A 12,967-nucleotide genomic window follows, 5' to 3' on the forward strand; every position below is an offset into this window, starting at 1 on the left:
AGGTGAAGCGTCTAATGGGTTTAGTTGGGCAGATGGAGGGCGGCGGCGGAGAGCCGGGTAGACAGGCTGCCGTCGATCTCCTCGTCACCGATGTTGACGATGAGGCCACCGAGCAGGTCGGGATCCACATCCAGCTGCACCGCGATGGTGCGGCCATAGATCTGTCCGAGTACCTGAGCCAGCCGGGTGATCTGCGCATCGCTGACCGGAGCTGCCGCCTTCACGTGAGCGACCGACTCGTCGCGGCGGGCGACCGCCAACTCGGCGACCTCAAGTACGGCGACATCAGCGCGCTTGCCACGCAACAGGCGCACGGTCTGGGCCAGCAGGCTGGTCACGATCAGGTTGGACCGACCCGCCAGAACGTTCTTCAGCAGCGTCACGCGGTCGGCGGCAGGCACGGCGGCGTCGCCCAGCAGCGTGCCCAGCTGCGGCTCTCCGTCGAGGATGCGGCTGACACGGAACAGCTGATCCTCCACGTCATCGATCTGGCCGTCACGCTCGGCCCGCTCCAGCAGCGCGAGGCGGGCGATGTGTTCGATCGCGGTGATCAGGTCACTGGAGGCTGACCAACGGGCCGTCACGGCCGCCCGCACTACCTCGAGCGCCGGGCGCCCGATCTTGGACGCGAGTACCGAGTCGACCAGGGCGACCTTGGCGGCCTGCTCGCTGGCATCGACCGGCTCGGACAGGTGCTTACGCAGCACCAATTCCTTGATAAGGAGCTCGGCGACCGCGGTCAGATCATCGGCCAGCGCGTTGAGCGTCAGGCTGTCCAGCGAGACCGCGTTGGCCTGGAAGGCCGACACCTGCTCCGCGAGCGATTCGCGGCTAGCGGCGTGCAAGCCGGCTCCTCCGACCGCCAACGGTCGGCGTTCGGTGTTGATGCTGCCTGCCATCTGGGACAGGTCATCGAGGAAGCGGTCGACGGTGGCGGACTGCGCCGCGGGGTCACTGACGTGTGAACGGACCAAATCGCCTGCGCGGTTAACGGATTCGGTGCCGAGATCACCACGGAGCTGACGGATCAGCTGCTGGCGCTGCAGCAGGATCTGCTCCTGGCCGTGCACCTTGATCCGCGCGACCTCGGCGTCGGCCTGCTCGCGCAGCTGCTTGGAGATCTGCACGGCGTCAGCCTTGGCTTCTTCGGCGATCTCGGCGGCGGCGGCCTTGGCATCTTCGATGGCCTTGGCGTGTGCGCCCTCGGCCTCGACCAGCTTGTCGGCCGCGGTCTTGCTGTCAGCGAGCTGCTGACGCACCGTGTCCTGTTGCTTGGCCATCAACGTGCGTACTGGCGGCACGACGTACTTGACCACCAGAAACACGATGACAGCGAACCCAAAGAGCTGTCCTAGAAATGTCGACATCTTTTAGCCTCGCCCTGCACTCGCTGGTTCCGAAAGGCTCACTCCGAGAACGCGTTCGGCGAGGGTCCGGGACAAGCTGTCGACATTCGCCGCCAGTTCGCCGGAGGTTGCCTCGCCTTGGCGGGCCAACTCCGCTGCGGCCTTTGTATTCACGGCAGTCGCTTCGGCATTGGCCCGCTGACGCATGTCTTCGAGAATTCCGCGTCCCTCGGCCCTGGCCTCGTCACGCACCGCAGTTGCGGCACCGCGCGCCTTGGCCAGCTCATCCTTGTAGTCAGCCTCGGCGGCGGTGAATTGCTCAGCGGCGTTCCGGTTGTCCTCGGTCGTCTTGGTGACCATGTCCTCGCGTGCCTTAAGCACCCGCTGGATCGGCGGCACCACGAAGGTTCCGATGACCGCCAGGACGATCAGGAAGATCGCCAGGACGACAAAGAAGGTGCCGTTGGGGATCAGGAAGTTGTTCTGCTTCCCGCCCTCTTCGGCGGCTTCCGCCGCTACTGCCGTGACGGCAGTGGCGACACTGTGCAATTCACCCATGCCGATTAGCTGGCGCCGGGGGTCGCGAAGACGAACAGCGCCATGAAGGCCAGGTTGATGAAGTATGCAGCCTCAACCAGACCAACGGTGATGAAGAACGGCGTGAACAGCCGGCTCTGAGCCTCAGGCTGACGGGCAACACCGGAGATCAGGGCGTTACCGGCGATACCGTCACCGATACCGGCACCGATGGCGCCACCGGCCATGATCAATCCACCGCCGATGAGGGCACCAGCAACAATTGTCGGGTCCGCCATTTTCTTCCTCCTTATTATGTGGTAGCTGTGCTACCGGGGTCTATTCAGGTTGGTCTGGGTAATTAGTGGTGTTCGTCGGTTTCCATCGACTGGCTGAAGTACAGGACCGTCAGCAGTGCGAAGATAAAGGCCTGGATCAGGCCGACGAACAGGTCGAATGCCTTCCAGATGGCGTTGGGCGCCCACATGATGTACGCGGGGAACATGGCAATAAGGGCCACCATGATGCCGCCGGCGAACATGTTGCCGAAGAGCCGCAGCGACAGCGAGATGGGCTTGGCCAGCTCCTCGATCGGGTTGATGAACGCGGTAACCCAGGTGTGACCCTTGAGCAGCTTGATCGGGTGCCCGATCAGGCCGCGGCGCGCAAAACCAGCAATGTGGTAGCAGACGAACACGAACAGCGCCAACGCCAAGACGTAGTTGATATCCGAAGCCGGCGGGGCCAACAGTTCGGCTGTCTTACCCGTGTCGTCCGTGTACTGCACGGGCAGCACCGAAATCCAGTTGGACACGAGAATGAAGACGAAGATCGTCACGGCCAGCGGCAGCACAAACGGCGCCACCTTCATGCCGATGGCCGACTCAACCTGGTTGCGGAACTGAACCGTCACCGCCTCGAAGAACAGCTGCACACCGTTCGGCACGCCGGTCGAGGTGACCTTGGCTCGCAAGAACAATGCCAGCGCGATCACGACCACCCCGGCCAGGGCCGTGGCGACAATGGTGTCGACGTTCACCTCACCGAGAAAGCCCCAGTGTGCGTGCTTGTGATGGCCAACCTCGATGGCGGCTTCAGCCTGGAATGTCGTAATCATGCTGCGCCCTGCTCACTGCTCACTGAACGGATCCCTTTCCACACCGGCACAGCGGTGGTCAACACCAGCAGCACCTGGAACAACGCGACTCCGAAGAACACCCCGAGACCAGCGGGGCGGAACACGAATGCGATCACCAGGGCGAGGACAGTGATGATCATCAACCGCGCCGCGGAATTGATGGCCATCTTTTGCTTGCTTGGATTGTCTTGCGCGGTAATCACTTCCGCAGATTGGCGAACGAGGAGAGCGTTCACCAAGCCGAGTCCAAGCCCAGTAACGAAGAAGACGCCGAACTGCCAATGCCCTAGCAGGGCGGAGGCCAGCAGAGCCAAGGCACCGAGAACGCCACACAACGCCGCCAGACGCAACGGGCGAAACGCCAATGCCGGAAGAACCAGCGGGGCATCGGGGTTTGCCTGGGGCGCGGTCACCTGGGGTGTCACCTCACATCTTTGTCGGGGTGGCGGAACAAAAACTGCGTTCGTCGGTTCCAGACCTTATAGGAGGTCTGAGGGCTCGCTGAACTCACCTCAATGGGCAGCTCCCTGTCGGTCAGTTGATCGGTCCGGCGGGCCCTGGAATGTCTAGCCAGACTTTCCAAAAAAATCCGTCGTTCCGGTGTGGCCGGCACCCGTGAGTTTTCGGGTATGGCAGAACCGTATCACATGGTAGAGACCGTTAATGCACCCCTACTACTTTTCGTCGTACACCGACGATTCCATCGATACCGTCGCCGAACTCGGCCCCGATTCGGCGCCCGGCAGCTGATCGGGTTCTTCGCGACGCAGCAAGGGAACGACCGTTGCGACGATGGCGATCCCGACGGCACCCACCACCACCGCCCCCGCATAGCGGGGCTCGAAGAAGATGGTGCTGGCGGCTCCGAACGCGATGATCGCCACCCATAGGTAGATGATCAGCACCGCCTTGCGATGCGAGTGCCCGATCTGGAGCAGTCGGTGGTGTAGGTGCATCTTGTCTGGGCTGAAGGGGCTCCGGCCGGCGCGGGTCCGCCGGATGATCGCCAACAAAGCATCCAGCGCAGGCACCAGCATCACCGCAATCACCAGCAAGAACGGCGACAGGAGGACGAACATGTCCTTGGCGCCGTACGAGCTCTGTGAGATGGGGCCCGCGGCCGTCGTGGATGCCGCCGCCAGCATCAGGCCGATCAGCATCGACCCCGAGTCCCCCATGAAGATGCGGGCCCGGTGGAAGTTATGCGGGAGGAAGCCAAGGCACGCCCCGGCGAGCACCACCGAGATCACCGCGGGCGGGTAGTACAGGACATCACCCCCGTGGCTGCGCAGTAGCCCGATCGAGAAGATGCAGATGGCAGCGGCGGTAATGAGCCCCAGGCCGGCGGCCAGCCCGTCGAGGCCGTCCACGAAGTTCATCGCGTTGACGATCGACACCGTCAACGCGAGCGTGACCAGGATCGAGGACATCTGGTCCAGCACGATGGTCCCCACCCCGCCGAACGGGATGTAGATCATGCTCCAGGCCACCCCCATGGTGACCAGGACGCTGGCGGCCGTGACCTGGCCGGCGAATTTAGTCAACGCGTCCAGGCCCCATTTATCGTCGATGAGACCGACGACCATGATGATGCCTCCCGCGACGACGACGGCAGGCATGCCCGAGGAGTAGACGAAACCCCGTGTCAGGGCGGGCAGTTGCGAGGCCAGGAAGATCGCCGCGCACACACCGAGGTACATCCCTAGACCGCCCATCCGGGGGGTCGGCTGCAGGTGCACGTCACGCTCGCGCGGATAGGCCACGGCGCCCACGCGGGTCGCGAACATCCGCACTCCACCGGTGCAGAAGAACGTCGTGATGGCCGCGGTCAGCCCAACCAGGGCAAGCTCACGCAGAGGGACACCCGCGCCGCGATCGGCAAGGGCCAGCAGCTCACTCACGCATCCGACCGTACTTCAAGATCCTGTGGGATCCGCCGACTCGCCGGGCCCGAGATTCCCGGAAGGCCCAATCGCAGTGCCCCCGATCGCCGTACCAATGACACTGACGACCTGTTCCCGGGTGATCGGCCCTTCCCGCACGATCAGCGGCACCGGCCCGGTGAGATCGACGATGGTCGATGCCGCGCCCAGCTCCGCCGTGCCACCGTCCAGGTACACCGCAACCTTGTCGTCCAACTGATCGCGGGCCGCCCCCGCCGTGAGCGCCGCGGGTTGCCCCGAGACGTTGGCGCTGGAGACCGCCATCGGACCGACGGCGCGCAGTAGATCGATGGCCACCGGATGCAGAGGCATCCGAAGCATGACGCTCCCCTGCGCATCCCCGAGATCCCAGGACAGCGACGGCGCGTGCTTCACGATGATGCTCAGCGGTCCCGGCCAGAATGCCTCGATGAGTTCACGGGCGGCCGATGGAACCGCGAACACCAGTCCGTCGATGGTGTGCCATGACCCCACGAGAACACCGACGGGCATATCCCGGCCTCGCCCCTTGGCGGCCAGCAGCGCCGACACCGCATTGGAATCGAATGCGTCACAACCTAATCCGTAGACGGTGTCAGTGGGCATGACTACCAGCTCACCCGCCTTGAGCGCGCTCACCGCCGCGTCGACGCCGTCCTGGCGGGTCGCAGCGTCCTGGCAGTCATAGACGACGGTCACGCACCCAGTCTATGGGGTCGGGAATTTCGGCGGGCGGTGACGAATCGCGGCCGTCCCGCCAGGTCGTATCGCTGCACAACCTCGTCGAACAGGCCACTTGCCGTGAACAACTCGCGTGTTCCATCACCATTGGTGTCATCGTGCTCAACCCCGATCCGGCCCCCAGCACCCAGGAGACGACCGGCGGCCGTCACGATGGGCGCGATGATCGCCAGCCCATCGACACCCGCAAACAATGCCAATGGCGGATCGTGCTGCGCCACTTCGGGCTCCAGCTCGGCACCTTCAGGGATGTACGGCGGGTTGGCGACGATCAGATCGACTGTTCCGTCCAGCTCCGCCAGCAGCGTGGACGCGGTCACGTCGGCCTGGATCACCTCGACCGGAGTTCCTTGGGTGTTGCGCCGCGTGTAGATCAACGCCTGCTCATCCAGCTCGATCGCGAGGATACGAGCGGCCGGCTCGTCATGCGACAAGGCGACCGCGAGCGCTGCCGATCCGGCACACAACTCGACAACCGTCGCACGAGTTGTCAATTCCTCTGTCGCCCAGGCGTATAGAGACTCCGTCTCCGGGCGCGGAATGAACACACCGGGGCCCACAAATACCTCGACAGGGCCGAAGGCGGCGTTACCGGTCAAGTGCTGCAAGGGAATCCGCCGAGCGCGCGCCGCCACCAGATCACGGTATCTCTCGGGGAAACCCGGCGTGATGTCAGCGAAGCGCAGCCGTGTCCGCGGGATGCCGAGCAGATGTGAGGCGAGCTCTTCGGCGTCCACTTGTGGGCTGGAAACCTCTGCCCGAGAGAGCGATTCGATCGCCTCGGCGATCAGCTGACACAACCCGCTCATCTAACTCACGCCTCCTGCAGGCGCGCCTTTCGATCGGCCACGGCCAGCGCATCGAACAGCGCGTCGAGGTCGCCGTCGAGCACCTGGTCCAGATTATGCGCCTTGAACCCGACGCGGTGATCGGTGATCCGGTTCTCCGGGAAGTTATAGGTGCGAATCCGCTCACTGCGGTCCACGGTGCGGATCTGGCTGGCACGACCGGCCGATGCGTCGGCCTGCGCTTGCTCCTCGGCCAGAGCCTGCAAGCGCGCTGCCAGCACCTGCATGGCGCGCGCCTTGTTCTGCAGCTGAGAGCGCTCGTTTTGGCAGGTCACCACGATCCCGGTGGGCAGGTGGGTGATGCGGACCGCCGAGTCGGTGGTGTTCACGCCCTGGCCGCCCTTGCCCGAGGAGCGGTAGACGTCGATCCGAAGATCCGACTCGTCGATCTGGACTTCCTGCACCTCCTCGGGTTCGGGATACACCAAGACACCAGCTGCCGAAGTATGCACGCGTCCTTGGGATTCGGTGACGGGAACACGCTGGACGCGGTGCACTCCGCCTTCGAATTTGAGCCGCGACCACACACCGTCGGCGCTGTCGCCCTTGCTGGCGATGGCCAAGGTGGCGTCCTTGTACCCGCCGAGGTCGGATTCGGTCTCATCGAGAACCGTGACTTTCCAGCCATGCCGCTCGGCGTAGCGGATGTACATGCGGGCCAGGTCGGCAGCGAACAGTGCTGACTCTTCGCCGCCCTCACCAGATTTCACTTCAAGGAGGATGTCGTCACCGTCATGGGGGTCGCGGGGCGCCAGCATGTCCGACAGCTGCGTTTCCAGCTCGGCGACCGACAATTCCAGCTCGGTCACCTCATCGGCAAATGACGGATCGTCCGCGGACAACTCACGGGCGGTGTCCAGATCATCGCGAGTGGCGGCCAGCTTGCGATGGGTGGCGACGATCGGCGAGAGCATCGCGAACCGGCGGCCGGCCTTGCGCGCCGCGCCCGCATCCGCGTGCAGCGCCGGGTCGGCCAGTTGCTTCTCCAGCTCAGCGTGCTCGGCCAGCATCGATTCGATCAGCGGCGTCTCGCTCATGCGCCCTCCTCCCAATGTTCATACGCTCAGTCGTCATACAAAAAAACCGACGCCCGGACTGCACAAAGGCAAATCCGGGCGTCGGCAAGAAAGCTATTTGTCGGCTGCGGCCTTGCGCTTGCCGTACCGGGCCTCGAACCGGGCGACGCGACCGCCGCTGTCCAGGATCTTCTGCTTGCCGGTGTAAAAGGGGTGGCACTGCGAGCAGACCTCGACCACAATGTGGCCGCTGTCCTTGGTGCTGCGGGTGGTGAATGTGTTACCGCAGCCGCAGACCACGCTGGTCTCGACGTAAGTGGGGTGGATACCCGATTTCATTGCTTTTCCTCTGCTTGTTATGGCCGCCGGGTCGCTTGATGGGCGTGAACCGGAACCCTTCAAAAGGCTGAGAGGCCATTATGCCAGCTCAGTTACGTAGAACCTAAACGGCGCCGACCTGCGCGCTATTCCCGATTCCGGGACCCGGCGTACGTTGGGAAAGGAACGCCGATTCGGAAGGGATACGCATGAACATCAAGAGATTGATCGTGACAAGCGCAACCGCGGCGGCGATGGGCTTAGCCACATTCGCGGGCGCACAGGGCCTGGCCAATGCCGACCCCATCACTCCCCCGACACCGCCGCCCATTCCCCAGGCGCCACCGATTCCACAGGGACCGGGGGCACCGCCCATTCCCCAGGCACCACCGATTCCTCAGATTCCGTCCATCCCGCAGCCGTGATGCGCACCTGATCTCGAGCATGTAACGGGCGTTGACATCCTGTCGATATCCCCAACAGCAGCCGCGGCATAACTACCGCCATGCTGCTGTTGGATATCAATATCTTTCGGTTGAGTCGGGGCGAACCGCCGAGATAATCGGACAGGAGTCGCACATGAATCTGAAAAGTCTTGTGAGTCAGGGTGCCATCGTTGGCGCCTTGGCGATGGGCACGATGGGACTGGGCGCGGTTCCGGCATACGCACAGCCCGCTGGTCAGCACGGTTACGTCCAAGATCATCCGAATCGCCCGCACGACGACGACGATGACTGGGGTGACCACGACGGTCGGCATGACGGTCGGCATGACAACGGGAACTGGCGCGGAAACGACAATTGGCGCGATCGCGACCAGGGCTGGCGGGATGACCGCAGGTGGCGAGACGATCGCCGGGAATGGCGTGACAATCCGTGGCATTACGATCAGCGTCCGCCCTGGGGCTGGGCGCCGCCGCCTCGTGCCGAATGGCGCGGGCCGCTCCCCGACCGCTGGGGCCCGCCTCCCCAGGCCTTCGACTACTGGGGATATCGGGTCCAGCCAATCTGGGATGACGGATTCCGGACCTGGGGATTCTGGCTCTTCGGCATCTGGATCCCGCTCGCGTCGATCGGCTAGCGGTTCGGCGCGAAGGTCTGGGGCGCATCCGAGATGCGCCCCAGTTTGTCGGGATTCATCACCCACATCAGTCGCTCGATACCGCGCTCGGACACATCGAGGGTGAGAAGTGCCGTTGGGGTGCCGTCCCGAGCAATGAGCACCGCGGGCCGATCATTCGCGGTGATCCATTGGAGCGTGGTGTTCCGCCAGAAGTGATCGCGGAACGACCGTACGAACATCGCCACGCTTGCCCTTCCCCCGACCAGGACCCGCGATGCATTCCGTACGCCGTTGCCGTCCGTGTGGCTGACCACATCTGCGGCCAACAGCGCCTCCAACCCCGCGAGATCGCCGGACTCCGCCGCGGTGACGAATGCGGCCAGGAGACGTTGCTGCTCGGCAGCATCGGCCGGGGCCCGGCGATCCGCGATGAGGTGTTTGCGCGCCCGGCTCACAAGCTGGCGGGCGTTGACGTCCGAAACCTCGATTGCCCGGCCGATCGACTCGTACGGGTAATCGAAGGCCTCCCGCAAGATGTAGGCGGCGCGCTCGGGTGCTGGCAGCTTCTCCAGCAGCATCAGCGTGGCAAGGCGCAGCGCTTCTCCTCTCTCGGCTCCCAGCGCGGGGTCGGCGCTGGTATCAACCGGTTCGGGAAGCCAAGGGCCGACGTAAGTTTCGCGACGACTACGCGCGGAATTCAACGCGTTGATGCACAGTCGAGTCGTGGCCGTCACCAGAAACGCGGTGGGGTCCCGCACCGACGCGCGGTCGGCAGACTGCCACCGCAGCCAGACGTCCTGGACGATGTCCTCGGCGTCAGTGACGCTACCGAGCATCCGATACGCGACACCGAAGAGTCGTGGCCGCACTCCCGCGAAGATCTCTGCGGCACCCGCGAGATTGGCTGGTACCCGGCCATTGTCAGCCACCCCGCAATCCTAATCTCGATGCACGGCCGATCCTTGTCACATATCGGATGGCTATCCGGTCTAGTTGGTATGGATCTGACTAACCACACTGCACTTGTTACGGGAGGGACCGCCGGAATCGGCTTAGCCTCTGCGCGTCTACTGGGGGCCGAGGGCGCCTCGGTGATCATCGCCGGACGAGACCGCGAAAGAGGGGAAGCCGCAGCCGCTGAGGTCGGCGCACGTTTCGTGCGCGCCGACCTCAGCGACCTTGAATCCGTGAAATACCTTGCGCAAGAGTCTGGTGAGGTGGACATTCTGGTCAACAACGCGGCGACATTTCCGGGAGCGATGACTGTTGAACAATCGACCGGGTCATTCCAGACAACATTCGACACCAACGTACGCGGCACATATTTTCTGGTCGCTGCACTCGCTCCCGCGATGCTTGCACGCGGACGCGGCAGCATCGTGAACGTGACCAGTCTGGTCGCCGTCAAAGGGGTACCGGGCGCCTCCACGTACAGCGCGTCAAAGGCCGCCATCGAAGCACTCACGCGGACATGGGCTGCCGAGTTCGGTCCGCACGGCGTGCGCGTGAACAGTGTCGCACCGGGCCCGACCGACACCGAGGGTGTCGTCGCCGAATGGGGCGACACCAATGAGGAGCTGGGGCGGGCACTGCCGTTGAGACGCACGGCCAGTCCTGATGAAATCGCGCAGGCGATCCTGTTTTTGGCCTCGCCACGTTCCAGCTTCGTTACCGGTTCCACTCTGCATGTCGACGGAGGAGGATCCGCGGTCTGACAGGCCAAACCCTGGCAAGGTGCTAGGCGCCCAACCGCATTCCGTCAACGAATCCACAATCTGTCGCGTGGACGGGAGCGACCCCGCGTCTGACCGTCACCCTGTCAAAGCTGCGAGAGATCACCGGTCTTTACCGGTGATCTCTCGCCACGCTCTAGCTGTACTGCGGCTCGTCGGCGTTCATCCCACCCGGTGCGGTCTTGGAGACCTGGAGCAGGAACTCATAGTTGTTCTTGGTCTTGCGCAGCTGGCTCATCAGCAGGTCGATGGCCTGATGTGAATCCAGTCCCGACAACACACGGCGCAGCTTGTGCACGATCGCGAACTCATCGCCGCTCATCAGCAGCTCGTCCTTACGAGTGCCCGACGGGTTGACGTCGACAGCCGGGAACACCCGGCGCTCGGCGATCTTGCGGTCGAGCTTGAGCTCGGCGTTGCCGGTGCCCTTGAACTCCTCGAAGATGACGGTGTCACCGGTGGAGCCGGTCTCAACCATGGCCGTGGCGATGATCGTCAGCGAGCCACCGTGCTCGATGTTGCGCGCCGCGCCCAGGAAGCGCTTGGGCGGGTAGAGCGCGGTCGAGTCGACACCACCGGACAGGATGCGGCCGGACGCGGGCGAGGCGTTGTTGTACGCACGTCCCAGACGGGTGATGGAGTCGAGCAGCACCACGACGTCCTTGCCCTGCTCCACGAGGCGCTTGGCACGTTCGATGGCGAGCTCGGCAGCCTGGGTGTGATCTGACGGCGGGCGATCGAAGGTGGAGGCGATGACCTCACCCTTGACCGAGCGCTGCATGTCGGTGACCTCTTCGGGTCGTTCGTCGACCAGCACCACCATCAGATGGCATTCGGGGTTGTTCGCAGAGATCGCATTGGCGATGTTCTGCATGATCGTGGTCTTACCGGCCTTCGGCGGAGACACGATCAGGGCGCGCTGCCCCTTGCCGATCGGCATGATCAGGTCGATCACGCGGGTCGTCAACTTCTCGGTGGTGGTCTCCAACCGCAGCCGCTGATTCGGGTACAGCGGGGTCAGCTTGGTGAAGTCGGGGCGCTGCCTGGCGTCCTCGACCGGGCCGCCATTCACGGAATCGAGGCGCACCAGCGGGTTGAACTTCTGCCGCTGATTCTGGTTCCCGGCGTCCGCATCGCGGGGCACCCGCACCGCGCCGGTGATGGCATCGCCCCGTCGCAGACCGTTCTTGCGCACCAGGTTCATCGAGACGTACACATCGTTCGGCCCGGCCAGATAACCGGATGTCCGAACGAACGCGTAGTTGTCGAGCACGTCGAGAATGCCGGCCACCGGCTGGACGACATCGTCGTCGCGCAGCTCGGTCTCGCCGCCGCCGCTCTCGTTGGTGTTGCGGTCACGACCGCGGCGGCGTTCACGAGTACGACGGCCACGACGGCCACGACCCTCGCCGTCATCGCCGCGGTTGCCCTGGTTGTTGTCTTGGTTCTGGTTGTCCGAGTTCTGGCTCCCCGAGCCGCCATCGCGACCCGAATTCTCGGAATTCTCGGAATTCGCGCGGCCACTGTTCTGCTGCTTGCGCTCGCCGTCGGCGTTCTGGTTCTGGTTGCGACGCCGCTCGCCACGGCCTTCGCGGGGTGCGCCGTTGTTCTCGGCGCCCTTGCCCTCAGCGACCTCGGCAGAGCCAGTCTCCGGGGTGGACTTCGACGCCTCGGCAGGCAGCTCAAGGGCGGTCTGGGTCGGCTCGGCTTGAGCCGGCGCCTTCTCGCCCTTCTGGTCCTTCTGGTCCTGCTGGGCGGCCTCGGCGGGTGCCGAAGCGCCCTGAGGCTGCTGCGCCTGGGTGTTCTGGTTGTTGTTCTTCGGCCCGCCGAGCGCACCTTGATGCTCACGAATAGCGGCGATCAAATCGCCCTTACGCATTCCGGAGGTGCCCTTGACGCCTACTTGGCTGGCCAGCGCACGCAACTCCGGCAACACCATCGTCGACAGCGCACCCAGTCCATCACCCCGGCGCTCCTTGGTGGAACGGTCGGAAGAGGCTGCGGTGGGCGCCTCCGGAGTTTCCGGGGCGGCTTCGGTCGCGATGAGGTCCGTATCGGTCACGGATTTCCTTTCCTTCCCCCGCCAAACATGGGGCGAGGGGTCTCACTTCGGCCAGTCAGGTTGCTGGCCGCGAAGTTCATGCTGCGGGCCCATGCAGATAGGGCCACACGAGGTCCGGAGAAATAACAGCTGACCATCGACCTTGCGCAATATCGCCGCCTGTCTAGGACGACGGAGACATCGGAAAGAACTAGGAGAATTTGTGATCGTCCTCGTTCTCGGCGCAGGTGCGCAGAAGCTGCAATTGCTGGGACTGATACCGAGG

At 64.1% G+C, this 12,967-nt stretch carries 15 protein-coding genes; 3 read left to right on the top strand and 12 right to left on the bottom strand.

Translation table 11 applies throughout. The features are described 5' to 3' along the window. Window positions 1-20 precede the first annotated feature (20 nt). The 10 genes from AC5Y5C_RS18235 to rpmE all read right to left on the bottom strand — a co-directional run bounded on the left by AC5Y5C_RS18235 (window position 21) and on the right by rpmE (window position 7,866). On the bottom strand, window positions 21-1,367 hold the full coding sequence (locus AC5Y5C_RS18235) for a F0F1 ATP synthase subunit B/delta (protein ID WP_499974956.1): 1,347 nt from the start codon (window positions 1,365-1,367) through the stop codon (window positions 21-23). A gap of 3 nt (window positions 1,368-1,370) precedes the next feature. Continuing rightward, window positions 1,371-1,904 (bottom strand): F0F1 ATP synthase subunit B, encoded by a 534-nt coding sequence (locus tag AC5Y5C_RS18240; RefSeq protein WP_499974959.1) that lies wholly within the window; start codon window positions 1,902-1,904, stop codon window positions 1,371-1,373. Window positions 1,905-1,909: 5 nt separating this feature from the next. After that, window positions 1,910-2,161 carry a F0F1 ATP synthase subunit C gene (locus tag AC5Y5C_RS18245; protein ID WP_030094898.1) on the bottom strand — a complete coding sequence of 84 codons (252 nt, stop codon included), beginning with the start codon at window positions 2,159-2,161 and terminating at the stop codon, window positions 1,910-1,912. Between the two features lie 62 nt (window positions 2,162-2,223). Next, the gene (gene atpB / locus AC5Y5C_RS18250) at window positions 2,224-2,979 is read right to left on the bottom strand and encodes a F0F1 ATP synthase subunit A (RefSeq protein ID WP_078325316.1); all 756 of its coding nucleotides are present in this window, start codon (window positions 2,977-2,979) and stop codon (window positions 2,224-2,226) included. Further along, entirely contained in the window at window positions 2,976-3,413 is a 438-nt protein-coding gene (locus AC5Y5C_RS18255) for an ATP synthase subunit I (protein WP_499974962.1), read from the bottom strand. Before AC5Y5C_RS18255 ends, atpB begins: the two co-directional genes overlap by 4 nt. Window positions 3,414-3,674: 261 nt before the next feature. Beyond that, window positions 3,675-4,901: a glycosyltransferase family 4 protein gene (locus tag AC5Y5C_RS18260; protein ID WP_499974965.1), complete on the bottom strand. Its 1,227-nt coding sequence runs from the start codon at window positions 4,899-4,901 to the stop codon at window positions 3,675-3,677. A gap of 15 nt (window positions 4,902-4,916) precedes the next feature. Further along, complete coding sequence (locus AC5Y5C_RS18265; protein WP_499974969.1) at window positions 4,917-5,621, bottom strand: L-threonylcarbamoyladenylate synthase; 705 nt, start codon at window positions 5,619-5,621, stop codon at window positions 4,917-4,919. Then, window positions 5,618-6,472 (bottom strand): peptide chain release factor N(5)-glutamine methyltransferase, encoded by an 855-nt coding sequence (gene prmC / locus AC5Y5C_RS18270; protein ID WP_499974971.1) that lies wholly within the window; start codon window positions 6,470-6,472, stop codon window positions 5,618-5,620. The genes AC5Y5C_RS18265 and prmC overlap by 4 nt, the downstream gene beginning before the upstream one ends. Before the next feature lie 5 nt (window positions 6,473-6,477). Continuing rightward, window positions 6,478-7,548: a peptide chain release factor 1 gene (gene prfA, locus AC5Y5C_RS18275; protein ID WP_499974974.1), complete on the bottom strand. Its 1,071-nt coding sequence runs from the start codon at window positions 7,546-7,548 to the stop codon at window positions 6,478-6,480. 93 nt (window positions 7,549-7,641) lie between these two features. Beyond that, on the bottom strand, window positions 7,642-7,866 hold the full coding sequence (gene rpmE / locus AC5Y5C_RS18280; RefSeq protein ID WP_078289136.1) for a 50S ribosomal protein L31: 225 nt from the start codon (window positions 7,864-7,866) through the stop codon (window positions 7,642-7,644). A 188-nt stretch (window positions 7,867-8,054) separates the two neighbouring features. Between rpmE and AC5Y5C_RS18285 the strand changes: the two genes are divergently transcribed. Both AC5Y5C_RS18285 and AC5Y5C_RS18290 read left to right on the top strand, forming a co-directional pair. Beyond that, window positions 8,055-8,270, top strand: coding sequence for a hypothetical protein (locus tag AC5Y5C_RS18285; protein ID WP_499974976.1), 216 nt, complete (start codon window positions 8,055-8,057; stop codon window positions 8,268-8,270). Between the two features lie 154 nt (window positions 8,271-8,424). Beyond that, a complete protein-coding gene (locus tag AC5Y5C_RS18290; RefSeq protein WP_499974978.1) occupies window positions 8,425-8,925 on the top strand; it encodes a hypothetical protein in 501 nt (166 codons plus the stop codon). On the opposite strand, the gene AC5Y5C_RS18295 is transcribed toward AC5Y5C_RS18290, so the two are convergent. Further along, window positions 8,922-9,836 (bottom strand): RNA polymerase sigma-70 factor, encoded by a 915-nt coding sequence (locus AC5Y5C_RS18295; protein ID WP_499974980.1) that lies wholly within the window; start codon window positions 9,834-9,836, stop codon window positions 8,922-8,924. The two genes, AC5Y5C_RS18290 and AC5Y5C_RS18295, sit on opposite strands and share 4 nt — an antisense overlap. Before the next feature lie 69 nt (window positions 9,837-9,905). Between AC5Y5C_RS18295 and AC5Y5C_RS18300 the strand changes: the two genes are divergently transcribed. Next, the gene (locus AC5Y5C_RS18300; protein ID WP_499974983.1) at window positions 9,906-10,622 is read left to right on the top strand and encodes an SDR family NAD(P)-dependent oxidoreductase; all 717 of its coding nucleotides are present in this window, start codon (window positions 9,906-9,908) and stop codon (window positions 10,620-10,622) included. A gap of 154 nt (window positions 10,623-10,776) precedes the next feature. On the opposite strand, the gene rho is transcribed toward AC5Y5C_RS18300, so the two are convergent. Further along, on the bottom strand, window positions 10,777-12,579 hold the full coding sequence (gene rho, locus AC5Y5C_RS18305) for a transcription termination factor Rho (RefSeq protein WP_499976031.1): 1,803 nt from the start codon (window positions 12,577-12,579) through the stop codon (window positions 10,777-10,779). Between the last annotated feature and the right edge of the window lie 388 nt (window positions 12,580-12,967).

The organism is Mycobacterium sp. NGS15 (genome assembly GCF_059813245.1).